Annotated in this window: 22 protein-coding genes; 10 read left to right on the forward strand and 12 right to left on the reverse strand. The window is 72.6% G+C overall.

What is annotated here, in order from left to right; genetic code table 11:
* Positions 1–22 precede the first annotated feature (22 nt).
* Positions 23–817 (reverse strand): adenosylcobinamide-GDP ribazoletransferase, encoded by a 795-nt coding sequence (locus tag A6P39_RS29855; RefSeq protein WP_067038957.1) that lies wholly within the window; start codon positions 815–817, stop codon positions 23–25.
* A 60-nt stretch (positions 818–877) separates the two neighbouring features.
* Between A6P39_RS29855 and A6P39_RS29860 the strand changes: the two genes are divergently transcribed.
* Positions 878–1,642, forward strand: coding sequence for a hypothetical protein (locus A6P39_RS29860; RefSeq protein ID WP_067038956.1), 765 nt, complete (start codon positions 878–880; stop codon positions 1,640–1,642).
* Here the strand turns inward: A6P39_RS29860 and A6P39_RS29865 are convergent.
* The 3 genes from A6P39_RS29865 to cobT all read right to left on the reverse strand — a co-directional run bounded on the left by A6P39_RS29865 (position 1,582) and on the right by cobT (position 5,393).
* A complete protein-coding gene (locus A6P39_RS29865; protein ID WP_067038955.1) occupies positions 1,582–2,346 on the reverse strand; it encodes a hypothetical protein in 765 nt (254 codons plus the stop codon). The two genes, A6P39_RS29860 and A6P39_RS29865, sit on opposite strands and share 61 nt — an antisense overlap.
* 24 nt (positions 2,347–2,370) lie before the next feature.
* A complete protein-coding gene (locus tag A6P39_RS29870; protein ID WP_067038954.1) occupies positions 2,371–4,167 on the reverse strand; it encodes a phosphatidylglycerol lysyltransferase domain-containing protein in 1,797 nt (598 codons plus the stop codon).
* A gap of 149 nt (positions 4,168–4,316) precedes the next feature.
* On the reverse strand, positions 4,317–5,393 hold the full coding sequence (gene cobT, locus A6P39_RS29875; RefSeq protein ID WP_067038953.1) for a nicotinate-nucleotide--dimethylbenzimidazole phosphoribosyltransferase: 1,077 nt from the start codon (positions 5,391–5,393) through the stop codon (positions 4,317–4,319).
* Between the two features lie 133 nt (positions 5,394–5,526).
* Between cobT and A6P39_RS29880 the strand changes: the two genes are divergently transcribed.
* Complete coding sequence (locus tag A6P39_RS29880) at positions 5,527–6,504, forward strand: methyltransferase domain-containing protein (RefSeq protein WP_067038952.1); 978 nt, start codon at positions 5,527–5,529, stop codon at positions 6,502–6,504.
* A 22-nt stretch (positions 6,505–6,526) separates the two neighbouring features.
* On the opposite strand, the gene A6P39_RS29885 is transcribed toward A6P39_RS29880, so the two are convergent.
* Positions 6,527–7,729 carry a bifunctional adenosylcobinamide kinase/adenosylcobinamide-phosphate guanylyltransferase gene (locus A6P39_RS29885; RefSeq protein WP_067038951.1) on the reverse strand — a complete coding sequence of 401 codons (1,203 nt, stop codon included), beginning with the start codon at positions 7,727–7,729 and terminating at the stop codon, positions 6,527–6,529.
* 80 nt (positions 7,730–7,809) lie between these two features.
* Here A6P39_RS29885 and A6P39_RS29890 point away from each other — a divergent pair, with 80 nt between their 5' ends.
* Positions 7,810–8,022 (forward strand): hypothetical protein, encoded by a 213-nt coding sequence (locus tag A6P39_RS29890; protein ID WP_067038950.1) that lies wholly within the window; start codon positions 7,810–7,812, stop codon positions 8,020–8,022.
* Between the two features lie 67 nt (positions 8,023–8,089).
* On the opposite strand, the gene A6P39_RS29895 is transcribed toward A6P39_RS29890, so the two are convergent.
* From A6P39_RS29895 to A6P39_RS29905, 3 genes are all read right to left on the reverse strand, one after another.
* Positions 8,090–9,163 (reverse strand): S1C family serine protease, encoded by a 1,074-nt coding sequence (locus A6P39_RS29895; protein ID WP_067038949.1) that lies wholly within the window; start codon positions 9,161–9,163, stop codon positions 8,090–8,092.
* Positions 9,164–9,245: 82 nt separating this feature from the next.
* Complete coding sequence (locus tag A6P39_RS29900; protein ID WP_067038948.1) at positions 9,246–9,947, reverse strand: class I SAM-dependent methyltransferase; 702 nt, start codon at positions 9,945–9,947, stop codon at positions 9,246–9,248.
* A gap of 83 nt (positions 9,948–10,030) precedes the next feature.
* The gene (locus A6P39_RS29905; protein ID WP_199840643.1) at positions 10,031–10,657 is read right to left on the reverse strand and encodes a DUF3043 domain-containing protein; all 627 of its coding nucleotides are present in this window, start codon (positions 10,655–10,657) and stop codon (positions 10,031–10,033) included.
* 236 nt (positions 10,658–10,893) lie between these two features.
* Here A6P39_RS29905 and A6P39_RS29910 point away from each other — a divergent pair, with 236 nt between their 5' ends.
* The 5 genes from A6P39_RS29910 (at position 10,894) to A6P39_RS29930 (ending at position 17,259) form a co-directional block, all read left to right on the forward strand.
* Positions 10,894–11,685, forward strand: coding sequence for a PspA/IM30 family protein (locus tag A6P39_RS29910; protein WP_079133060.1), 792 nt, complete (start codon positions 10,894–10,896; stop codon positions 11,683–11,685).
* A gap of 33 nt (positions 11,686–11,718) precedes the next feature.
* Positions 11,719–11,997 (forward strand): PspA-associated protein PspAA, encoded by a 279-nt coding sequence (pspAA, locus tag A6P39_RS29915; protein WP_067038945.1) that lies wholly within the window; start codon positions 11,719–11,721, stop codon positions 11,995–11,997.
* A gap of 87 nt (positions 11,998–12,084) precedes the next feature.
* Positions 12,085–13,317 carry a sensor histidine kinase gene (locus tag A6P39_RS29920; protein ID WP_067038965.1) on the forward strand — a complete coding sequence of 411 codons (1,233 nt, stop codon included), beginning with the start codon at positions 12,085–12,087 and terminating at the stop codon, positions 13,315–13,317.
* Complete coding sequence (locus A6P39_RS29925; protein WP_067038944.1) at positions 13,314–13,994, forward strand: response regulator; 681 nt, start codon at positions 13,314–13,316, stop codon at positions 13,992–13,994. The genes A6P39_RS29920 and A6P39_RS29925 overlap by 4 nt, the downstream gene beginning before the upstream one ends.
* A gap of 163 nt (positions 13,995–14,157) precedes the next feature.
* The gene (locus tag A6P39_RS29930; RefSeq protein ID WP_067038943.1) at positions 14,158–17,259 is read left to right on the forward strand and encodes an efflux RND transporter permease subunit; all 3,102 of its coding nucleotides are present in this window, start codon (positions 14,158–14,160) and stop codon (positions 17,257–17,259) included.
* Positions 17,260–17,332: 73 nt separating this feature from the next.
* Here the strand turns inward: A6P39_RS29930 and nadA are convergent, their stop codons facing one another.
* Entirely contained in the window at positions 17,333–18,517 is a 1,185-nt protein-coding gene (gene nadA, locus A6P39_RS29935; protein ID WP_067038964.1) for a quinolinate synthase NadA, read from the reverse strand.
* A 284-nt stretch (positions 18,518–18,801) separates the two neighbouring features.
* On the opposite strand from nadA, the gene A6P39_RS29940 reads away from it, so the two are divergent.
* Entirely contained in the window at positions 18,802–19,158 is a 357-nt protein-coding gene (locus A6P39_RS29940; protein ID WP_030340884.1) for an iron-sulfur cluster assembly accessory protein, read from the forward strand.
* Between the two features lie 314 nt (positions 19,159–19,472).
* Here A6P39_RS29940 and A6P39_RS29945 read toward each other — a convergent pair whose 3' ends face one another.
* Together A6P39_RS29945 and A6P39_RS29950 are read right to left on the reverse strand one after the other, a co-directional pair.
* Complete coding sequence (locus A6P39_RS29945) at positions 19,473–21,008, reverse strand: hypothetical protein (protein WP_234378678.1); 1,536 nt, start codon at positions 21,006–21,008, stop codon at positions 19,473–19,475.
* Positions 21,009–21,122: 114 nt separating this feature from the next.
* Complete coding sequence (locus A6P39_RS29950; RefSeq protein WP_067038942.1) at positions 21,123–21,332, reverse strand: hypothetical protein; 210 nt, start codon at positions 21,330–21,332, stop codon at positions 21,123–21,125.
* Between the two features lie 130 nt (positions 21,333–21,462).
* Between A6P39_RS29950 and A6P39_RS29955 the strand changes: the two genes are divergently transcribed.
* On the forward strand, positions 21,463–22,437 hold the full coding sequence (locus A6P39_RS29955) for a carbohydrate kinase family protein (RefSeq protein ID WP_067038941.1): 975 nt from the start codon (positions 21,463–21,465) through the stop codon (positions 22,435–22,437).
* Positions 22,438–22,476: 39 nt separating this feature from the next.
* Here A6P39_RS29955 and A6P39_RS29960 read toward each other — a convergent pair whose 3' ends face one another.
* Positions 22,477–23,853 carry a cysteine desulfurase/sulfurtransferase TusA family protein gene (locus tag A6P39_RS29960; protein ID WP_067038940.1) on the reverse strand — a complete coding sequence of 459 codons (1,377 nt, stop codon included), beginning with the start codon at positions 23,851–23,853 and terminating at the stop codon, positions 22,477–22,479.
* Between the last annotated feature and the right edge of the window lie 206 nt (positions 23,854–24,059).

Consider the following 24,059-nt stretch of genomic DNA (forward strand, 5'->3'; position numbering starts at 1 on the left):
GTACGGGCGCAGAGCTTAGCGGTCAGTGACCGAAAGCCAGAACCACCAGCGCCGCCGTGGCCGCCGTCTCCTCCAGGGCCCCGAACACATCCCCCGTCACCCCGCCGAACCGCCGCAGGCAGTGCCGCAGCAGCAGCTCGGCCGCCGCCACGGCCAGCGGCATCGCGAGCGCCGCGCGCACGGCGCCGTAGAGCCCGAAGAACGCGCCCCCGGCCGCCGCCGCGAGCGTGCACACCGCCGCGGCCGCCAGCGCGCCCCGCACCGGGACCACCCCGGCCACCGCCGCCCCGAGCCCCTCCGGGCGGGCGGCCGGTACTCCGGTGCGGGCGGCGAGGGTGAGGGCGAGCCGGGCCGCCACAGCCGAGGTCACGGCCGCCGCGGCGCCCCGCGCCCAGGAGTCGCCGTACAGCTGGGCCAGCACGGCGACCTGGGCCAGCAGGGTCAGGACGAGGGTGATGACCCCGAACGGCCCGATGTCCGACTGCTTCATGATCCTGAGCGCGTCCTCGGCGGGCTTGCCGCTGCCCAGCCCGTCCGCCGTGTCCGCGAGGCCGTCGAGGTGCAGGCCGCGGGTCAGGGCCGCGGGCACGGCGGCCGAGGCGACGGCGGCGAGCAGCGGGCCGGCGCCGAGGGCGAGCAGCAGCAGGCCGAGGCAGGCCGCCGCCGCGCCGACGACCAGTCCGGCCGCCGGGGCGGCCAGCATCCCGCCGTGCGCGGCTCCGCGGTCCCAGCGGCGCACCCGGACGGGCAGCACGGTGAGGGTGCCGAAGGCGAAACGGAGGCCGTCGAGCGGAGAGGGCGACGAGGACGTGAGCACCGGCGCAGGGTACCGGGCGGCCGCCGGGCTCCCCCACGGCGCCGGGGATAAAGTGCGCACATGGGGCACTGGTGGGATCGGAACATCGTCGAACCGGGCAAACTCCCGCTGCTGCTCGCCCTCGCGGCCTTCGTGCTGGCCTTCCTGGTGACCCGGGTGATCACCCGCCTGATCCGGGCCGGCAAGGGCCCGTTCGGCAACGTCAGGGCGGGCGGGCTGCACATCCACCATGTCGTCCCCGGAGTCGTCCTCACCGTCATCGGCGGCTTCGGTGCCGTCGCCAGCGACCGGCACGGCGTCGGGGGAGCGGTCTCCGCGGTGCTGTTCGGCTTGGGCGCCGGGCTGGTCCTGGACGAGTTCGCGCTGATCCTGCACCTGGACGACGTCTACTGGAGCGAGGAGGGCCGCAAGAGCGTCGAGGTCGTCGTCCTCACCGCGGCCCTGGTCGGGCTGTTGCTCGCCGGGTTCGCGCCGTTCGGCGTCAACGACCTGTCCCAGCAGGAACTCCAGGACCGGGGCACGGTCATTGCCAGCATCGCCGGGAACTTCCTCCTGTCGCTCATCGCCCTGAGCAAGGGCAAGGGCCGTACCGCGGTCTTCGGGGTCATCGTGCCCCTCGTCGCGCTGGTCGGCGCCGTGCGGCTGGCCCGGCCCGGCTCCCCGTGGGCCCGCCGCTTCTACGGCCGCCGTCCCCGCGCCCGCGCCAAGGCCGCCCTGCGCGCCTACCGCCACGACCGCCGCTGGGCCGGGCCGCGGCGCGCCCTTCAGGACTGGATCGGGGGCAGGCCCGACCCGCGCCCGGTGCGGCTGCCCGGCCGCCGCTGACCGCGCCGCGGCCGCCCGCCGTACGCGCACCGCAGCCGCAGGCGCAGCTCGTGCCCGAACCGGTGCCGCACCGCCACCACCAGGCACAGCAGTCCCACGGCCATCAGCGCGGCCAGGTGCTCCTTGCCCGCCAGGTTCTGCTTGAGCAGCACCTCGCCCACCATGGCCACGGTCACCGCACCCGCCGTCGCGTAGGCGCCGTACCGCCAGGCCACGTACACGGCGAGCCCCACCACGGCCGCCGACGGACCGGTGTCCACCACCTGCGCGTCCGTCCAGGGCAGCCCGAACGGGGCGTGGGCGCCGAGCGAGATGCCCACGCGCGCGTACAGGGTGCCGGCGAGCGTGGCCACGTACGCGATCGTCAGCGTCCGCCACCAGCCGATGCACACCTCGGAGATCCCGAACACCAGCAGGATCTGCACCAGGGCGCCCCACACCGGCAGGTCCAGCGCCGGCACGAAGAGCGAGAGAGGGGTGCGCAGCAGGCCCAGCCAGAGCGGGTCCTCGGCCCGTACGGCGCCCACGTTCTGCACGAACTGGTAGCCCCACTGCTGGTTCTGCACCCACTGCAGCAGGGCCGTCAGGCACACCGTCATGAGCGTCATCGGGATCGCCCGCAGGTGCCGCTTGCGCAGGGTCTCGCGTACGGTGACGCACAGCAGCCCCCACTCCTCACGGGCCCAGCGGGCGAGCGTTCTCATCGGACGTTCCTCTTCAGGTGTTCTTCAACGGTGGCTGCCCAGATGCCTGCGGTGCAGCCACTTCGGCAGTCCCGGCGCCTCCAGGAAGCCCTCCGCGCGGGCCGAGGCGAGGCCGATGCGCAGCAGGTCCGCGCTCTTCTCGAAGAGCAGGAACCGCGGCTCCCAGATGGGCCGGTACTTGGCGTTGGCGCGGTACAGCGACTCGATCTGCCACCAGCGCGAGAAGAAGCTGAGCAGGGACCGCCACAGCCTCAGCACCGGACCGGCACCGAGGCGTGCGCCACGTTCGAAGACCGATCGGAACATCGCGAAGTTGAGTGAGACCTGGGTGATCTCGATCTCGCCGGCCCGCCGCAGCAGTTCGATCACCATGAACTCCATCAGCCCGTTGTCGGAGTCCCGGTCCCGGCGCATGAGGTCGAGGGACAGTCCGTGCGGTCCCCATGGCACGAAGGACAGCAGCGCGCGCAGCCGGCCTTCGGCGTCGGTGCACTCCAGCATCACGCACCGCCCGTCCTCAAGGTCCCCGAGCCGGCCGAGCGCCATGCTGAACCCGCGCTCGGTCGCCCCGTCCCGCCAGTCGTCCGCCCGCTTCACCAGCCGCGCCATCTCGTCCGCCGGGACATCCGCGTGCCGCCGGATGCGCACCTCGTACCCGGCCCGCCGCACCCGGTTGTGCGCCTGCCGGACGGTGCGCATGGCCCGCCCCTCCAGGGTGAACTCGGCGACCTCCACGATCGCCTCGTCGCCGAGTTCCAGCGCGTCAAGGCCGTGCCGGGCGTAGACCGTCCCGGCCTCCTCGCTCGCCCCCATCACCGCCGGGATCCAGCCGTGCGCCCGCGCCTCGGCCAGCCACGGCGCGATCGCCCCCGGCCAGGCCTCGAGGTCCCCGATCGGATCCCCGGAGGCGAGCGAGACGCCGCCGACGACGCGGTAGGCGACGGCCGCCTTCCCGGTCGGCGACCACACCACGCTCTTCTCCCTGCGCAGCGCGAAGTAGCCCAGCGAGTCCCGCTCGCCGTGCCGGTCCAGCAGGGCCCGCAGCCGCTTCTCGTCGTCCTCGGTCAGCGGGTCGACGGCGCGCCGGGAGCGGAAGGCGGCGTAGAACACGGCGAGGACGAGGGCCGTGCTGAGCACGTTGACGGCGACGTTGGCCCAGTTCGGCGGGTCGATGCCGGGGAAGCGGGCCTCGTCGGCGGCCACCGACACCAGGCGCAGGGCGCCGTAGTGCCAGCGTTCCAGGAAGGTCGAACGGGCCGCGTCCGGCGCCTGGTTGGTGACCGTCACCAGCAGCGCCGCCAGCAGCGAGGCGAGCAGGCCGCCGCCGACGGCGACACTCGCCGCGAGCCGGGGGTTGGAGCGGTCGCCCTTGGCGTAGAACTCCCGCCGGCCCACGAGCAGCGAGCCGACGAACGCGGCCGTGAGGCCGAGCGAGATCCAGTTCTGCGCGTACCGGTGGATCTCCGGGAACGCCATCGCGAACGCGAACAGGGCCAGGAAGACCCCGCTCATCACCAGGTTGAGGATCCACGCGGCCCGCTTGCGCCGCCGCATGGTGACCGCCAGGAACGCGGTGAAGACACCCGAGGCGAAACCGGCCGTCAGCAGGTACGGCGTGAAGTAGTCGTCCTGGTTGTGCCGGCGAACGTCCTGCCCGAGCGAGACCCAGACCGCGCTGAGGAAGTTGATGAAGGCGACGGTCCGCAAATACCAGACGGCGAAGGCGGCGGCCCGCCGGGAGGCTCCGGTGGACCGCCGCCCCTCCTCACCCGGTCGATCCGGTTCGACTTGCGGCGGCACGGCAATTCGGGCATCTCCCATGGGGCAGGATCATATGGGCGTCGCCCTGACGAACCGCACTTTTCCGCCGGGACGCCCCCCTTGTCCTGGGGCTCCGCCCCTTTTCCCCGCCGCGACGGCGCTCGGGCCGGACAGCGGATTCCGGCACTGCCGAACCGGCCGAAACCCGACTACGCGCTCTCGCCGGACTCCTTCTCGGGCTCCGGCTTCTCGGGAAGCTCCGCGGCCAGCGCGGCGGCGCTGCGCACCAACGGCAGAGCGAGCAGCGCCCCCGCCCCCTCGCCGACCATCACGCCCTGTTCCAGCAGCGGTTCGAGCGCCATCCGGTCCAGCGCCTTCGCCTGCCCCGGCTCCCCGCTGTCGTGCCCGGCCAGCCACCAGTCCGGCGCCCGGAAGGCGACCCGCTGGCCGACCAGCGCACAGGCCGCGGCCACCACGCCGTCAAGGATCACTGGCAGCTTCCGTACCGCGCACTGCAGCAGGAACCCGGTCATCGCGGCCAGGTCAGCCCCGCCCACGGTCGCCAGCAGCTGCAACTGGTCGCCGAGCACCGGCCGGGCCCGCCGCAACGCGTCCCGGATCGCCGCGCACTTGCGCATCCACGCCAGGTCGTCGATCGCGAGCCCGCCCCGCCCGGTCACCACCGACGCGTCGGTCCCGCACAGCGCGGCGATCAGCACCGCCGCGGCCGTGGTTCCGCCCACGCTGATGTCACCGAGCACCACCAGGTCCGTACCCGAGTCGGCCTCCTCGTCGGCGACGGCGATGCCCGCCCGCAGGGCCGCCTCGGCCTCCTCCAGGGTGAGCGCGTCCTCGACGTCGATACGGCCGCTGCCGCGCCGCACCCGGTGCCGCCCGATGTCCTCGGGGAAGGCGTCCGGCTCGCAGTCCAGGGCCATGTCCACGACCCGCACCGGAACCCCGAAGCGCCGCGCGAGCACGGACACCGGGCTCGCCCCCTCCAGCACCGCCCGCACCAGCTGCTCCGCACTGCCCGCGGGCCGCGCCGAGACGCCCAGTCCGGCGATGCCGTGGTCACCGGCGAAGAGAACCACCCGCGGCCGTTCGACGGGCCGCACCGGTGCGGCACCCTGCGCGGCGGCCAGCCACTTGCCCAGCTCGTCAAGGCGCCCCAGTGCCCCGGGCGGCACGATCTGGCGCTCCCGCCGGGCCTCGGCGTCACGGCGCACGCCCCCGTCCGGGCGCTCGATCAGATCAGTGAAGTCGTCCAGATTAAGCCTGCTCATTCGCCGAACAGTACCGCCAGCGCATGCCCGCTTCCGCGCCACATCGCCACCACACCCCGGTGACGTCATTGCACCCAAGATCGGGATCCCATACGTTCCAATTTGTCGTGGAATGTCGCTCAGGGAGCCGCCCATGCCGACCTCGCCCCCCACCCCGCACACCGAGCCGCCCGCCGACCCGTACCACGAGCCGCGCCGCGAGAACTGCCCCTGGTGCGGCGGCCGGCGCCTGCGCACCCGGGTGCGGGCCGCCCGGGGACGGCGGTCCGCACCCGGCGCGTACGGCGTGGACCGGTGCCGCGACTGCGGTCACGCCTTCCAGAACCCGCGGCTCACCGCGGAGGGCCTCGCCTTCCACCACATGCACTTCTACGCGGCCCGCCTGGAGGACTTCGCGGACCGGGTCCTCTCCGCCCGGGCGGTCCGCCGCCGGCACCGGGCCGTGGCCCACGCGGTGCTGCCGCTGGCCGAGCCGGAGAGCTGGCTGGACGTGGGCACGGGCCACGCCCAGTTCCCGAAGACGGCGAGGGAGGTGTTCCCGTACACGTGCTTCGACGGCCTGGACGCGACCGCCAGGGTCAAGCAGGCCGCCCAGGCGGGCCGTGTCGAGGAGGCGCACATCGGCGACCTCACCAACCCCTGGGTCCTGTCCTGCCTGCACGCGCGCTACGACGTGGTCAGCATGCTCCGCCACCTGGAGCACGCCCCCGACCCGCGCGCCGAACTCCGCGCGGCCCTGGACACGCTGCGCCCCGGCGGCCTCCTGCTCCTCGAACTCCCGGACCCGAGAAGCGTGTTCGCCGCCTTGCTGGGCCGCTGGTGGCTTCCGCACAGCCAGCCCCGCCAGCTGCACCTGCTGCCCCTGCGCAACCTGTGCCAGGAACTGGAGGCCCAGGGCTGCACGATCCTCACCAAGGACCGCCGGGCCGCCCACCTCCCCTACGACCTGTCGGCGGCGCTGACCCTGTTCCTGGCCCGGGCGCCCCGGCCCCTGCGCTGGGCGCTGGGCCCCCTGGTCACCGCGGCCTCGGCCCTGGACCACGCCCTGGCCCCGGTGCTGCGCCGCAGCCCCTTCTCGAACGCGTACCGCATCATCGCCCGCCGTACGTGAACACCCGCCCGGCGGCGGGCGTTCACCCCCGCAGCACCAGCGCCTGCCCCGCCACCACCAGCAGCACCTGTTCGCACTCGCCCGCGAACGCCGCGTTCAGCCGGCCGAGTTCGTCCCGGTAGCGGCGCCCGGAGGCGGTGGCCGGGACGATGCCCGAGCCGACCTCGTTCGACACCGCCACCACCGTCCGCCGCGTGGCGCGCACGGCGTCCGTCAGCTCCCGCACCCGCTCCCGCAGCAACTTCTCGCCGCCGCCCGCCCATTCCGCGTCGTCCCACGCCCCCACGGCGTCCATGGCGTCCGTGAGCCACAGCGACAGGCAGTCGACCAGCAGCGGCGGACCCTCCACGGCCAGCAGCGGCACCAGGTCCGTCGTCTCCGCCGTGCGCCACGACCCCGGCCGCCGCTCCCGGTGCAGGGCCACCCGCTGCGCCCACTCGGTGTCGCCGCCGCGCGTCCCGCCGGTCGCCACGTACAGCACGTCCGGGAAGGATTCCAGGCGCCGCTCGGCCTCCACGGACTTGCCCGAGCGCGCGCCGCCCAGCACCAGCGTCCGGCGCGGCACGTCCGGCACGTCCTCGTACACCCCCACCACCAGCGTCGTACCGTCCGGCACCGCCCGGGCCCCGGCCGCCGCCAGCCGCCGGCGCAGTTCCGCACCGGGCGGCACGTCGTGGCCGAGGTGGACGGCGATCACGTCCGTCGTGGGACCGGCGGAACCGACCGCCCGGAGCCGGGCCAGCGCGTCCGGGCGGGCCACGACGTCCGCGAGGACCATGTGGAACGACTCCGCCGCCGTCTCCTCCAGGCCCGCCGGGGCACCGCCCGGCGGCAGGTACAGCAGCCGCTGCCCGTCGGGCCCGGTCACCGCGTACCCGGTGCCGCCCGCGTCCATCGCCACCGCACGCACCCGGTGCCCCGTCAGCAGCGCCAACTCCCGCCCGTCCGGCACCCGGCCGGGCTGCGGCAGCCCGGCCGGCACCTCCACCGCCGGACCGTCGTGCGGATGCGACAGCAGCACCTGCCGCACCCCGCCCAGCGAATGCCCGGACCGCGCCGCCGCGAACGCCGCGCCCGGGGTCAGATCGAGCAGCAGCGCCCCGTCCACCAGCACGGCCGTCGCCGCCCGGGCGTCCGGCCCGAGCGCGCTCGCGCAGGCGGCACAGGGGCAGTCGGGGCGGGGCAGTCCGGCCGGGGCGCCGGTACCGAGCAGAGTCACTTCCACGGAATCGATTTTCGCCCGTCTGATCAGGTCTCGCGCTTCCGGCTAGTCTGCCAGCAGGTGTTGGATCAAAGGAGGCCCACATGACGGCATGGACGTGGCGGTTCGAGAAGGCCGACGGGACGGAGGTCCAGCCCGCCGTGCAGCCGGAGGAGTTCACCACGCAGGGTGACGCCGAATCCTGGATCGGCGAGCACTGGAAGGACCTGCTGGAGGGCGGTGCCGACCAGGTGCGGCTGTTCGAGGAGGGCACCGAGATCTACGGGCCGATGAGCCTGCACGCCGACGCGGCCTAGGATTTGACGACGCGGCCTAGCTGCCTTTGGGGGTACGGCCCGCGGGGCCGTACCCCTGCTCGCGTCCTCACTGCTCGCCCAGCTTCACCTGCACCGTCTTCTCGACGCCGCCCCGCTGGTACGTCACCGGCGTCTTCTGGCCCGGCTTGTCCGCCGCCAGCGCCACTGAGAGGGAGGTGATGGTGGTGATGGGCTCGTCGCCCAGCTTGGTGATGATGTCGCCCGGCCTGAGGCCCGCCCGGGCCGCCGCGCCGCCGGCCTGGACGCTGACCACGGCCACCCCGGCCGGCTGGTAGTCGTCGTTCACGACCGTCCGCCCGACGATGTTGAGTGCCGCCCGCCCCGATTCGACGACCCTGCCCTTCTTCACGATCTGGTCGGCGATCGTCTTCACCATCGACGCCGGGATGGCGAAGCCGATGCCGGGCGCCGCGCTGCCCCCGAGCTGGGGGTCGGCGGCGGCGAGCGTCGGAATGCCGATGACCTGCCCGTCCAGGTTGACCAGGGCGCCGCCGCTGTTGCCGGGGTTGATGGCGGCCGAGGTCTGCACCATGTTCGCGATCGTCGCCCCCGTACCCCCCGCGGAGCGGCTCTCGCTGACGGTCCGTCCGACCGCCGAGACGATGCCCTGCGTCACGCTGGAGGACAGCCCGAGCGGCGAGCCCATGGCCAGCAGGATCTGCCCGACCTCCACCTTCTCGGAGTTGCCGAACGTCGCCGCCTTCAGCCCGGACGGAATCCGGTCCAGCTTGATCACGGCCAGGTCCTGCTGGGGGTAGGAGTACACCAGGCTCGCGGTGAGCGGCTCCCGGCTGTTGGCCGCGGTCACCCTGAAGGTCTTCTCCGTCCCCACCACGTGCGCGTTGGTGACGATGTGACCGTTGTCGTCGTACACCACGCCCGAGCCCAGTTCCTGCCTCGCCTGGATCTGCACGACCGACGGCAGGACTTCCTTGATCACCCTCTGGTACTGGCTCTGCAGATCGCCCGCCGCCATCGGTGCGGCCGCCCGCCCGCTCGTCGCGGGGTCATCGGCATGCGGAGCGGCGGTCGGCGAGCAGCCGGCGGCGAGGAGCGCCCAGCACACCAGCACGGCGGCGGGCACGACCGTACGAAGGGCACGGGTACGGGAAGCGTCCATGCCCCGAGTCTCACCGGCCGGTGATCGCCCGGCCCGTGGTGTTCCCCCGAACGGGGCCGGCCCCGCACCGCGGGAAGGGGGATCAGCCCCGGACACCGCACAGGTGGAGCAGCGCCGCGACCGCGCGGTAGGGGTCCGTGCGCCCGGCGCGCTCCTCGGCCGCGAGCAGCGTCTCCAGGGCGCCCGGGACCGGCGCGTCGTCCGCGGCCGTGTCCGTGAAGACCCGTACGCCGTACCAGGCGTGCAGCGGGGCTCCGAGGCCGGCGAGCGTCGCGGTGAGCGTGGCCAGCCGGTCGGCCCGTACGTCCAGGCCCAGGCGATTGGTGTAGGCGGCGGTGTCGAACGCGGCCAGCGCGGCGGCCCAGTCACCGGACAGGCCCGGGCGCATGGCGAGCGCGTCGCCGTTGCGGACCAGCAGGGAGAGCAGGCCGCCCGGCGCCAGCATCCGGGCCAGGCCCGCCACCAGCGGGTCGGGCTCCTCGACGTACATCAGCACTCCGTGGCACAGCACCACGTCGAAACTGCCCGGCAGGAAGTGCACACCGGTGTCCCGCCCGTCGCCCTGCACCAGCCGGACCCGCTCGCGGATGCCCTCGGGCTGCGCGGCCAGCGCCGCACGCGCGGCGTCGACCATCGTCGCGTCCTGCTCGACGCCGGTCACCTGGTGGCCGAGCCGGGCCAGCCGCAGCGCCTGCGTGCCCTGGCCCATCCCGACGTCGAGCACCCGCAGCCGCTGCCCGACCGGGAACCGCGCGGCGATCTGCTCGTCCAGCTGCCGGGCCACCAGCTCCTGCCGTACGACGTCGCGCAGCCCGCCCAGCCTGCGCAGCCAGGCGTGTGCCGCATCCCCGGTGAAGGCGTCTGCGCTCAGGGCCGCTCTCCGCGCTTGACCTGCGGCTTCGGCAGCCGGAGCCGGCGCATCTGGAGGGAACGCATCAGGGCGTAGGCGACCGCGCCATGGGTGTTCTGGTCGGGGAACTTCTCCTTGAGGCGCTTCTTGAGCCGGAAGCCGCTGAAGGCCGCGTCCAGCACGATCAGCACGATCACGACCAGCCACAGCAGCAGCGCGATGCTCTGGATCGCGCCCACCCGCACCACGCTCAGCACGAGGATGACCACGGCCATCGGCAGGAAGAACTCCGCCACGTTGAACCGCGAGTCCACCCAGTCACGGGCGAAGCGGCGCACGGGCCCCTTGTCCCGGGCCGGGAGATAGCGCTCGTCACCGGAGGCCAGGGCCTGGCGCTGGCGCTCCAGGGCCTGGCGCCGCTCCTCGCGCTGGCGCTTCGCGGCGTCCTTGCGGGTCGTCGGCGTGTTGGCGACACTGCGGCGCTGGGACTGGGCCTCACTGCGCTTGGGCGTGGGCCTGCCCTTGGGGGCCTGCGGGTCACGGGGCTGCTTGGAGTCGGCTGCCTGCGCCTTGTCGGCGGGGGCCTTCTCTTCCTTGGCACGGCTACGGAACACAAAACCCAAGGGTAAGCGCTGCACCGGCATGGACGTCAGCCCTGCGGGGAACGATCCGGCAACACCGTTCGTCTGTAGGGGGACAGAGGGGGCGTTCCGGCAGGGGGTCACCTACTCCTTGCGCCGGAGCGGTAGCGTCCGCAGTCGTTCTTGGGGATGAGCGCATCCGTCCCCGAACAGTGCGGTAATGGAGTCAGGGCCCGTACTGTGGGTCCTGTCGCAGGATCTGTGAGCTGGAGTCCGTCAGAAGGGGGCGCGCGAAGCCCATGAGCGGTGTCATGAAGCGTATGGGGATGATCTTCCGCGCGAAGGCGAACAAGGCCCTTGACCGGGCCGAGGACCCGCGCGAGACCCTCGATTACTCGTACCAGAAGCAGCTGGAGCTGCTGCAGAAGGTGCGCCGCGGGGTCGCCGACGTGGCGACCAGCCGCAAGCGCCTGGAACTCCAGCTCAACCAGCTGCAGCAGCAGTCCACCAAGCTGGAGGACCAGGGCCGCAAGGCGCTCGCGCTCGGCCGCGAGGACCTGGCCCGCGAGGCGCTGTCCCGGCGCGCGGCCCTCCAGCAGCAGGTGACGGACCTCGAGACGCAGCACGCGACCCTCCAGGGCGAGGAGGAGAAGCTCACCCTCGCGGCCCAGCGCCTCCAGGCCAAGGTCGACGCCTTCCGTACGAAGAAGGAGACCATCAAGGCCACCTACACCGCGGCCCAGGCCCAGACCCGCATCGGCGAGGCGTTCACCGGTATCTCCGAGGAGATGGGCGACGTCGGCCTCGCCATCCAGCGTGCCGAGGACAAGACGCAGCAGCTCCAGGCCCGTGCCGGCGCCATCGACGAGCTGCTCGCCTCCGGCGCCCTGGACGACCCGACCGGCACGGCGAAGGACGACATCGCCGCCGAGCTGGACCGCCTCTCCGGTGGTACGGATGTGGAGCTGGAACTGCAGCGCATGAAGGCCGAGCTGGCCGGTGGCTCCCCGCAGCAGGCCATCGAGGGCGGCACCGGCCAGGCGCAGTCCCAGCAGCAGCCGCAGGACACCCCGCGCTTCGACAAGCAGTAGTCCGGCGCTGGGGCCCGAGCCGAGGAGGCCGACGTGATCGTACGGATCATGGGAGAAGGCCAGTGGAAGCTGGCCGGCTCCCAGTTCGACGAGCTGAACAAGCTGGACGACGAGCTGCTGGAGGAGATGGAGAGCGGCGACGAGGAAGGCTTCCGCCGGACGCTCGGCGCCCTCCTCGACTCCGTCCGCCGGCTCGGCACCCCGCTTCCGGCCGACGCCCTGGAGCCCTCGGAGCTGATCCTTCCGGCACCGGACGCCTCGCTGCAGGAGGTCCGGGAGATGCTCAGCGACGACGGGCTGATCCCGGGCTGAGGCACCCGGCCGGCGGCGGTGCGCGCGCCCACCGCCGACCAGCGCCCCCGGCGGGGCACCGGCAATTCCCCCGTACTGTTCATACTCGTGAGCACTCTCGAACGCGCCCGCTGCAGCCTCAAGGCCCACCCCTGGGCCCTGGACGCGGCCCTCGCGGCAGGCGTACTGGTGTGCATGATCGCGGGATCCTTCGTGACCCCCCGCGGGAACAACGGCGTCACCTGGGGCATCCGCACCCCCGCGCCCCTCAGCCTGCTCCTCATGCTGCTCGCCGCGGCCGCGCTCGTCTTCAGGCGCCGCGCCTCCAGGACGGTGCTCGCCGTCACGGGCACGTTCTCCGTGGTCGAGTCCGTCACCGGCGACCCGCGCGCCCCGGTCGCGATGTCCGCCGTCGTCGCCCTGTACACCGTCGCCTCGACCACCGACCGCACCACCACCCTGCGGATCGGCCTGCTCACCATGACCGTGCTGACGGCCGCCGCCATGCTCGGCGGCCCCCTGCCCTGGTACGCGCAGGAGAACCTGGGCGTCCTCGCCTGGACCGGCATCGGAGCCACCGCCGGGGACGCCGTACGCAGCCGGCGCGCGGTCGTCCAGGCCATCCGGGAGCGGGCCGAACGCGCCGAACGCACCCGCGAGGAGGAGGCCCGCCGCCGGGTCGCCGAGGAGCGGCTGCGCATCGCCCGCGATCTGCACGACGTCGTCGCCCATCACATCGCCCTCGTGAACGTGCAGGCCGGGGTGGCCGCGCACGTCATGGACAAGCGACCCGACCAGGCCAAAGAGGCCCTCGCCCACGTCCGCGAGGCCAGTCGCTCCGCGCTCGACGAACTGCGGGCCACCGTCGGCCTGCTCCGCCAGTCCGGCGACCCCGAGGCCCCGACCGAGCCCGCGCCCGGCCTGAGCCGCCTCGAGGACCTCGCGGGCACCTTCCGCAGCGCCGGGCTCCCGGTGGAGGTGGCCCGCGCCGGCCAGGACGCCGATCTGCCCGCCGCCGTCGATCTGGCCGCCTACCGGATCGTCCAGGAGGCCCTGACCAATGTGCAAAAGCACGCGGGGCCGGGCGCAAAGGCCGAGGTCAGCGTCGTACGCGTGGGGCCGAACATCGAGGTCACCGTGCTGGACGACGGCCCGGGCGGGCAGAGCGCGCCCGGCACCGGCGGCGGGCACGGGCTGCTCGGCATGCGCGAGCGGGTCAGCGCCTTCGGCGGCACCCTCACCACCGGACCCCGCTACGGCGGCGGCTTCCGCGTCCATGCGATCCTGCCCGTCAAGACCCGTACCGAGACCCGTACGACGGCCCAGGGGGAGCCCGCATGACGATCCGTGTCCTGCTCGCCGACGACCAGGCCCTGCTGCGCAGCGCCTTCCGGGTCCTGGTCGACTCCGAGTCCGACATGGAGGTGGTCGGGGAGGCCTCCGACGGTACTCAGGCGGTGCGGCTGGCCAAGGAGCAGGCCGCCGACGTCGTCCTCATGGACATCCGGATGCCGGGCACGGACGGGCTCGCCGCCACCCGGATGATCAGCGCCGATCCCTCTCTCGCGCAGGTCCGCGTGGTCATCCTGACGACGTTCGAGGTCGACGACTACGTCGTCGAGGCCCTGCGCGCGGGTGCCTCCGGCTTCCTCGGCAAGGGCAGCGAGCCGGAGGAACTGCTGAACGCCATCCGGGTGGCGGCGGGCGGTGAGGCGCTGCTGTCACCGGCCGCCACCAAGGGGCTGATCGCCCGCTTCCTCGCCCAGGGCGACGGCGACGACGGCCGCGACCCCGCCCGCTCCGAGCGGCTCGGCGCGCTCACCGGGCGGGAGCGGGAGGTGCTCGTCCAGGTCGCCGGCGGCCACTCCAACGACGAGATCGCCGAGCGCCTCGAGGTCAGCCCGCTCACGGTGAAGACGCACGTCAACCGGGCCATGGCCAAGCTGGGCGCCCGCGACCGGGCCCAGCTCGTGGTGATCGCGTACGAGTCGGGACTGGTCCGGCCGAGGACGGACTGATCTCCACCCGGAGCCCACCCACGGCGTACTGCGCTCTCCACCCGGGCGTACTGCGGGCGGAGTAGGGCCGGGATAAGGAAATGGACTCTGGGCCTACGCTTCGGCCCTCCGTGACGGGTGAGGGTGGTGGGGTCTGCCGCTCACGGAAGAGAGACCCTGATCCATGTCCTGGCTGTCGAGATTCAGCCTCCGGCAACGGGCCCTGATCGGCCTGATGTCGCTCGTCGCGCTCGTCTTCGGGCTCATCGCGATACCCCAGATCAAGCAGCAGCTGCTGCCCACCATCAACCTGCCCATGGTGTCGGTGATCGCGCCGTACCAGGGTGCCTCGCCCGACGTGGTCGAGAAGCAGGTCGTCGAGCCGCTCGAGAACAACCTCCAGGGCGTGGACGGCGTCAAGTCGGTCACCTCCACCGCCAGTGAGGGCAACGCCGTGATCATGGCGTCCTTCGACTACGGCAACGACACCAAGCAGCTCGTCTCCGACGTCCAGCAGGCCGTCAACCGGGCCCGCAACCAGCTCCCGGCCGATGTCGACCCGCAGGTCGTCTCCGGCTCGACCGACGACATGCCCACCGTTGTCCTCGCCGCCACCTCCGGCAAGGACCAGCAGGCCCTCGCCGACCAGCTGGACAAGACCGTCGTACCGGCCCTGAAGGACATCTCCGGTGTCGGCCGCGTCCAGGTCACCGGCGTACGCGACCTGCAGGTCGCGGTCACCCCGGACGACGCGAAGCTCGCCCGGGCCGGCCTCACCTCCGCCGCCCTCGGCCAGGCCCTGCAGGCCGGTGGCGCGACCGTCCCGGCGGGCTCCTTCGAGGAGGACGGCGTGAGCCGCACCGTCCAGGTCGGCGGCGGCTTCACCTCGCTCACGCAGATCCAGGACCTGATGGTCACCAGCGGGAGCGGCGGCAGGCCCGTACGCCTCGCAGACGTGGCCACCGTCAAGGAGCAGCCGGCCCCGGCCGACTCCATCACCCGCACCGACGGCCGTCCCAGCCTCGCCGTCACCGTGACCATGGACCACGACGGCAGCGCGGTCACCATCTCCGGCGCGGTCAAGGACAAGCTGCCCGGCCTGCGCGAGCAGCTCGGCTCCGACGCGAAGCTCACGGTCGTCAGCGACCAGGGCCCGGCCGTGTCCAAGTCCATCAAGGGCCTGACCACCGAGGGCGCGCTCGGCCTGCTCTTCGCGGTCCTGGTCATCCTGGTCTTCCTCGCGTCGATCCGCTCGACGCTGGTGACGGCGGTGTCCATCCCGCTGTCCGTCGTCCTCGCGCTGATCGTGCTGTGGACGCGCGGCCTGTCGCTGAACATGCTGACGCTGGGCGCGCTGACCATCGCCATCGGCCGGGTCGTGGACGACTCGATCGTGGTCCTGGAGAACATCAAGCGCCACCTCGGCTACGGCGAGGAGCGGCAGGCGGCGATCCTGAACGCCGTGCGCGAAGTGGCCGGCGCGGTCACCTCCTCCACCCTCACCACGGTCGCCGTGTTCCTGCCGATCGGCCTGGTCGGCGGCATGGTGGGCGCCCTGTTCGGCTCGTTCAGCATCACGGTGACGGCGGCCCTGCTGGCATCGCTGCTCGTCTCGCTGACGGTCGTACCGGTGCTGTCGTACTGGTTCCTGCGCGCCCCCAAGGGCACCCCGGACGACGCGGCCGAGGCCCGCCGCCGGGCCGAGAAGAAGGAGGCGAACAGCCGCCTCCAGCGCGCCTACGTCCCCGTCCTGCGCTTCGCCACGCGCCGCCGCCTGACCAGCGTCCTGATCGCGATCGTGGTGCTCGTCGTCACGTTCGGCATGGGCGGCCTGCTGAAGACCGACTTCTTCGACCAGGGCGCGCAGGAAGTCATCACCGTCAAGCAGGAGCTGAAGCCCGGCACCGGCCTCGCGGCCACGGACGCGCAGGCGAAGCGGGTCGAGCGGCTGATCGCCTCCACCAAGGGCGTGAAGGACTACCAGGTCACCGTCGGCTCCTCCGGCTTCATGGCGGCCTTCGGCGGCGGCACCGACACCAACCAGGCGTCCTACCAGGTCATGCTGAAGGACTCGAAGTCCTACGACGACGTCCAAAAGCGCCTCGAGGACGGGCTGAAGAAGCTCAAGGGCATCGGTACGACCACCGTGTCGGCCGGTGACGGCTTCGGCAACCAGAACCTGAGCGTCGTGGTGAAGGCCGCCGACCCGCAGGTGCTGCGCACGGCGGCGGAGCAGGTCCGCTCCACGGTCGCGGGCCTCGACGGCGTCACGGACGTCACCAGCGACCTCGCGACGAGCGTGCCGCGGATCTCGGTGAGGGCGAACGCCAGGGCGGCGGCGGCTGGTCTCGACGACCAGAAGCTCGGCGCGCTGGTCGCCGAGGCCGTGCGCGGTACGACGGCGGCGAAGGCGGTCCTCGACGACACCGAGCGCGATGTCGTGGTGCGGTCGGCCGAGCCCGCGACCACGCTGGCCCAGCTGGAGAACCTGCGGGTGGGCCCGGCCAGGCTGGGTGACATCGCCACGGTGCGGGTGGTGGACGGGCCGGTGTCGCTGACCCGGATCGACGGCCGGCGCGCCGCGACGGTCACGGCCAGGCCGACCGGTGACAACACGGGTGCGATCAGCACCAAGCTCCAGTCGAAGATCAAGGCGCTGAAGCTGCCGGCGGGGGCCACGGCCCAGATCGGCGGCGTCACCTCCGACCAGAACGACGCGTTCAAGAACCTGGGCCTGGCCATGCTGGCGGCGATCGCGATCGTCTTCATGCTCCTGGTGGCCACGTTCCGCTCGCTGGCCCAGCCGCTGATCCTCCTGGTCTCGATCCCGTTCGCGGCCACGGGTGCGATCGGTCTGCTGGTCGCCACCGGCACCCCGATGGGCGTTCCGGCGATGATCGGCATGCTGATGCTGATCGGCATCGTGGTGACCAACGCGATCGTGCTGATCGACCTGATCAACCAGTACAGGGGACGGGGCTACGGCGTGGTGGAAGCCGTCGTCGAGGGCGGCCGCCACCGGCTCCGCCCGATCCTGATGACGGCCCTGGCGACGATCTTCGCCCTCCTGCCCATGGCCCTGGGCGTCACGGGCGAGGGCGGCTTCATCGCCCAGCCCCTCGCGGTGGTCGTCATCGGCGGCCTGATCACGTCGACCCTGCTGACGCTGCTGCTGGTGCCGACGCTCTACGCGATGCTGGAACTGCGCAAGGAGCGCAGGGCGAAGAAGCGGGCGGCGAAGCGGGAGGCCGGGCAGGAGACGGTCCTGGAGCCGGCCGGCGTCTGACCGCTCCGCACACACGTCGAGGCCCGGCCCGCGGGATGCGGGCCGGGCCTCGGCGTGGGTACGGGCCGAAGCCCTACGGCAGGGCGAGCATCCGCTCCAGGGCCAGCTTGGCGAAGGCCTCCGTCTCCTCGTCGACCTCGATGCGGTTGACCAGGGTGCCCTCGGCCAGGGACTCCAGGGCCCAGACCAGGTGGGGCAGGTCGATGCGGTTCATGGTCGAGCAGAAGCAGACCGTCTTGTCGAGGAAGACGATCTCCTTGCCCTCCGGAGCGAAACGGTTCGCCAGGCGGCGGACCAGGTTCAGCTCCGTGCCGATGGCCCACTTGGAGCCGGCCGGCGCGGCCTCGAGGGCCTTGATGATGTACTCGGTCGAGCCGACGTAGTCCGCCGCGGCCACGACCTCGTGCTTGCACTCGGGGTGGACCAGGACGTTCACGCCGGGGATGCGCTCGCGGACGTCGTTCACCGAGTCCAGGCTGAAGCGGCCGTGCACCGAGCAGTGGCCGCGCCACAGGATCATCTTCGCCGCGCGCAGCTCGTCCGCCGTCAGGCCGCCGTTCGGCTTGTGCGGGTTGTAGACCACGCAGTCGTCCAGGGACATGCCCATGTCGCGGACGGCGGTGTTGCGGCCGAGGTGCTGGTCGGGCAGGAACAGCACCTTCTCACCCTGCTCGAAGGCCCAGTCGAGGGCCCGCTTGGCGTTGGAGGAGGTGCAGATCGTGCCGCCGTGCTTGCCGGTGAACGCCTTGATGTCGGCGGAGGAGTTCATGTACGAGACCGGCACCACCTGCTCGGCCACGCCCGCCTCCGTCAGCACGTCCCAGCACTCCGCGACCTGCTCGGCCGTCGCCATGTCGGCCATGGAGCAGCCGGCGGCGAGGTCGGGCAGGACGACCTTCTGGTCGGCGGAGGTGAGGATGTCCGCCGACTCGGCCATGAAGTGCACACCGCAGAAGACGATGTACTCGGCCTCCGGGCGCGCGGCCGCGTCCCGGGCCAGCTTGAAGGAGTCACCCGTGACGTCGGCGAACTGGATGACCTCGTCGCGCTGGTAGTGATGGCCGAGCACGAAGACCTTGTCGCCGAGCTTCGCCTTGGCCGCGCGGGCGCGCTCGACCAGGTCGGGGTCGGACGGCGACGGCAGGTCACCGGGGCACTCGACGCCCCGCTCGCTCTTCGGGTCGGCCTCACGGCCGAGCAGCAGCAGGGCGAGCGGAGTCGGCTGTACGTCGAGTTCCGGGGTCTGGGCGGTGGTCACGACACGCACCCTTTCTACTTTTCGTCTAACTGACGCTATCTATCATAACCGCTTCACGTCACTTTGACGATGGCCATAACGTCGATGTGACGTGAATCCCGCCCGGCTCGCGCAGAGGTCCCCCGGAGGCTCCCGGAGGCCGCTTTTGGCGTCCACGGGCATGTGCGAGCATGAGGAGGAGAACGACAACGCGACAACGCGACTGCCCGGCCCGGAATGAATCCGCGGAAGCGACGGTTGCACTCGTCGGCAAGCAGTCTCCGTACAACCCGGGAGAGATGTAGATGTCCGTATCGGACGAGACCACCACCGTCACCGACGGCATCATCCTGACCGACGCCGCCGCGGCCAAGGTCAAGGCCCTGCTCGACCAGGAAGGCCGCGACGACCTCGCGCTGCGCGTCGCCGTTCAGCCCGGCGGCTGCTCCGGCCTGCGCTACCAGCTCTTCTTCGACGAGCGCTCGCTCGACGGCGACGTGGTGAAGGACTTCGGCGGGGTCAAGGTCGTCACGGACCGCATGAGCGCTCCGTACCTGGGCGGCGCCACCGTCGACTTCGTGGACACCATCGAGAAGCAGGGCTTCACGATCGACAACCCGAACGCGACCGGCTCCTGCGCCTGCGGCGACTCCTTCAGCTGAGCCGACGACAGCTGAGCCGGCGGCCCACGGCCCGACGGCCTGACGGACCGGGAAAGGCGGCGGCCCCTCTTGCGGGGGCCGCCGCCTTCGTCGTGCGCCGTGACACTGCCGTACGCCGTCGTGGGGCAGACGGGAATGTGACGACAGGGTCTAGTGCTGTGGCCGGAAAGGTTTGCCGGAAGGCTCGCGGCGTCCGGTGCGGTGCATCGCAAGGCGGAGCATCGCCCGTGTACTGGATGTACTCGGGTGATGCGACAACGCGGCGAGGTGCCGTGCCGGGCGTCGCGAGCCGGTGAACCTTTCCGGTCGCAGCACTAGCGTGTCCGCATCTGCGCGTCCGGCCGCAGCGCCCCCGGCTTCGTCTGCGGGACCGGCCTGCCGTCCGCACCCACCACCGTCCGTCCGTCCAGCGGCGCGGCCAGCCGTACGGTCTTCGCGTACTCCTTGGCGATCAGTACGCACACCTTGTCCGGCCAGGGGTGCTCGGTGACGGTGACGGTCACCTTGTCGCCGCTCTCCTTCGCCGCCGCCGAGTAGTCGGCGCACACCCCGCCGAAGAAGCTCACCGTCAGCTCCCGGCCGTCGGCCATATAGCCCTCGACCTTCACCGTGTGCGCGCCGGGCGCCGTCCCGGTCCCCGCGCCCGGCCTCGTCGGCGCGGTCGCCGTCGGCGTCAGATATGCGGGATCGACCGCCGGATACGTCACCGTGTACGCGCCGCCCGCCGCGCTGTCGCGCACCTCGAACAGCCAGGACGGCACCAGCGTCTGCCGCCCGGCCACGGAGTGCGCGGCCAGCCCGAACACCGCCTTGCCCACGGTGACCGCCCCGCTGTCCGTGCCCGCGTCCGCCCCCTTGGGCACGGACGTGGCCGAGCCGCACAGCCGCTCCCCCCGGTGGTCCTTCGGCGGCAGCTGACTGGCGCAGCCGCCGATCCCCATCCGGTGGTCGCTCTTCGGCGCCGCGTTCATCAGCTTCAGCGTCTTCGCCGCGCTCAGCACGGGGTACGTGGCACCCTTCACCGGCGTCCCCAGCAGCCCGTGGCCGCCCACGACCTCGCCCTGCCGGTCCACGGTCAGCCCGGTCGTCCAGCCGTACGTCGGCAGCCCGCCGACCACCGGATCGGCGTTGACCACCCGCTGCAGGCCCATGACCTGGCTCGCGTCGGTCTTCGCGCCGTCCAGCCCGGCCGCCTTCAGCACCGGCGCCGCGGCCGAGGCCGCCTTGGACACGCTCACCGCGGAGCCCGCCGGGCCCATCGGGTCGTGCGTGCACAGGACGCCCTTCCTGCAGTCGTCGGTGCCCGGCGCGTACCGGCTGAAGGTCCAGCTGCCCGGCGCGACCCGGTTCACGGTCAGGGTCGCTCCGGTGCCGTCCTTGCCGCCGACCCGCCAGACCGGGCCCTCGGCCACCGGCGCCGCGTCGACGCCGAGCGCCCGGGCCAGCCGCGTCACCGCGTCCTTGCCGACCCCGCCCGCCGGCGCGTACACCGGCGCGGAGCCGGGGCCGGCCGGCAGCTCGCCGTGGGCCACGTACGTCGCGCCGTAGGGGTCCGGCTCGCCCGCGGCGATGCCGTTCGCGCTCCAGCCGTCCAGGGCGAGCGGCGGGGGAGTACCGCCCCCGCCGGCCGCGCCGGGCCCGCTCGTACGGCCGCCGGCGCCGCTGCTCGCCGCGAGCAGGGCGCCACCGCCGCCGACCAGCAGCACGGCGGCGGCCACGGAGACGACGGCGAACCGGGACCGGCGCCGCCCGCCGCGCTCGCCGTCGGCGTCCCGCACGCCGTCCGCGCCCTGTGCGCCGTCCGTCGTCCCGGTCGTCGGCGCGCGGTCCTCGGGTCGCTCGGTGTCCACCGCATCGCTCCTCGCTGGTCGTGTCCCGCGGTCGTATCCCGCCTCCCCCGCGTGGGGGACGGCGATGGGACGCGGGAGGGGAGCGCGCGGTTCCCGGGGAACGCGCCCGGCGCGTCAGTCGCCGTAGTCGGACATCGCGTCCAGCAGCCGCGCGGAGCGCGCCGGCACACTCACCCCGTGGATCAGGGACGGCGGCACCGGCCGTGAGTCGGCGTGCGGTGGAACCGCCCAGTGCGGCGCCATCCGCGCGCAGTCGACACGCAGCGCGGCGAGGTCGCCCTCGAGGTCGGCCGGGGCGGGGGAGTGGACCTTGAGGTTCGTCATGACCGCACCGTACGCAAGGTCGGCGGTGCGAAGAAAGGGCTACTATCGGGTAGTTTTGCCAGCTACAGCGGTGTCGTCCGAGCGGGTAGCGTGAACTGTCAATCCAGCCTCCCGCAGGAGAATTCGCGTCGTGCGCATCGCAGTCACCGGCTCCATCGCCACCGACCACCTCATGACCTTTCCCGGCCGCTTCGCCGACCAGTTCGTCGCGGACCGGCTGCACACGGTTTCGCTCTCCTTCCTGGTCGACAACCTCGACGTGCGCCGCGGTGGCGTCGCCGCCAACATCGCCTTCGGCATGGGCCAGCTCGGCACGAAGCCGATCCTGGTCGGCGCCGCCGGCTTCGACTTCGACGAGTACCGGGCCTGGCTCGACCGGCACGGTGTGGACACCGAGTCGGTCCGGATCTCCGAGACCCTGCACACGGCCCGCTTCGTGTGCACCACCGACGCCGACCACAACCAGATCGGCTCGTTCTACACCGGGGCGATGAGCGAGGCCCGCCTCATCGAGCTGAAGACCGTCGCGGACCGCGTCGGCGGCCTCGACCTCGTCCTCATCGGCGCCGACGACCCGGAGGGCATGCTCCGCCACACGGAGGAGTGCCGCTCCCGGAACATTCCGTTCGCCGCCGACTTCTCCCAGCAGATCGCCCGGATGGAGGGCGACGAGATCCGTGTGCTGATGGAGGGCGCGACGTACCTGTTCTCGAACGAGTACGAGAAGGGCCTCATCGAGACCAAGACCGGCTGGAACGACGCCGAGATCCTGGCCAGGGTCGGCCACCGCGTCACCACGCTCGGCTCGCGGGGCGTGCGCATCGAGCGCGTCGGCGCGGACCCGATCGAGGTCGGCTGCCCCGAGGAGTTCCGCAAGGCCGACCCCACGGGCGTCGGTGACGCCTTCCGCGCGGGATTCCTGTCGGGGCTGGCGTGGGGTGTCCCGCTGGAGCGGGCGGCGCAGGTCGGGTGCATGCTCGCCACGCTGGTCATCGAGACGGTCGGCACGCAGGAGTACCAGCTGAGCCGGGGGCACTTCATGGAGCGGTTCACCAAGGCGTACGGGCAGACGGCCGCGGAGGAGGTCCAGGCGCACCTGGGCTGAGGCGGCGCCGGCGTCCGGGGGCCCCGCCCCCGGACCCCCTCAGCTCACCCTTCGCACCACATAGGCGGAGCCCCTCTTCGCCGGCTCCTCGCCCACGTACTCCTGCCCCCGCATCTCGCACCAGGCCGGGATGTCCAGCCGCGCGGCCTCGTCGTCCGACAGGACGCGGACGGTGCCGCCCACCGGTACGTCCGCGAACACCTTGGCCAGTTCGATGACCGGGATGGGGCAGCGCTTGCCGAGGGAGTCGACGACGAGTTCCTCCGCTCGCAGGGCCGTCCGGGGGGCCGGGGCGCCCAGCTTCTCCCTGACGCCCGCCACGGCGCCCGGCAGCACCTCCAGGAAGCGCTCCACGTCCGCCTCGGCCGTACCGGACGGCAGGGACACCCGGACGTTGCCCTCGCTCAGCACCCCCATCGCCTTCAGCACATGGCTGGGCGTCAGCGTGCTGCTCGTGCAGGACGAGCCGGACGACACGGCGAAACCCTCGCGGTCCAGCTCATGGAGCAGAGCCTCTCCGTCGGCATAGAGACAGGAGAACGTGACGATCCCGGGCAGCCGGCGCTCCGGGTCGCCCACCACCTCCACGTCCGGCACCAGCTCCGGCACCCGTGTCCGGATCCGTGCCGTCAGCTCCCGCAGCCGTACCGCCTCCTGGGCGGCCTCGGCCCGTACCGCGCGCAGCGAGGCCACGGCCGCCACGATCGCCGGGAGGTTCTCGAACCCGGGCGCCCGCCCCGACTCCCGCTCGTCGGCCGGGCCTTGGGCGGCGAACCGCACCCCCTTGCGCACGACGAGCAGTCCGACTCCCGACGGCCCGCCCCACTTGTGCGCACTGGCCGTGAGCAGCGACCAGTCACCCTCGAGGGGCCCCCACCCCAGCGACTGTGCCGCGTCCACCAGCAGGGGCACCCCGGCCGCCCGGCACACGCCGGCCACCTCGGCCACCGGCTGCACGGTGCCCACCTCGTGGTTGGCCGACTGGAGACACGCCAGCGCGGTGTCCGGACGCAGGGCGGCGGCGTAGAGCGAGGGGTCGACGGCTCCGGCCCGGTCGACCGCCACGTGGGTGACTGCTCCCCCCTCCGCCTCGAACAGCTCCGCCGAATGGAGCACGCAGGAGTGTTCGACGGCGGACACGATCAGGTGGCGTCCGACCCGGCGCCTCCCGGCCAATACCCCCGCGACGCCCGTGTGTACGGCCCGCGTACCGGACGACGTGAACACCACCTCGTCCGCCCGGCACCCCACGGCCTCGGCAGCCGCCTCCCGCGACGCGTCCAGCAGCATCCGGGCTTTGCGCCCCTCCCGGTACAGCCGTGCAGGATCGGCCCACCCCTCATCCAAAGAGGCCAACAACGCCTGACGGGCCACAGGATGGAGGGGAGTGGCGGAAGCAGCATCGAAGTAGGCCATACGGCAACGCTAAACCGCCGGTCGGGGCAGTGTCCCGAAGGGGCGCGGGGCGGTGACATCAGCGGCTCCGCCGCGGGGCGCGACCAGCCATGATGGGCCCGCAGCCGCCAATCAAGCGAACCACCCGAGTCAGTAGGCACCCCTCCCCGCGAACCCCCGGAGGGCGTCGGCTAGGGTTTGGTCCGCATAAACATCCAAACCCCTGC

This window comes from Streptomyces sp. FXJ1.172, from assembly GCF_001636945.3.
GTDB lineage: Bacteria > Actinomycetota > Actinomycetes > Streptomycetales > Streptomycetaceae > Streptomyces.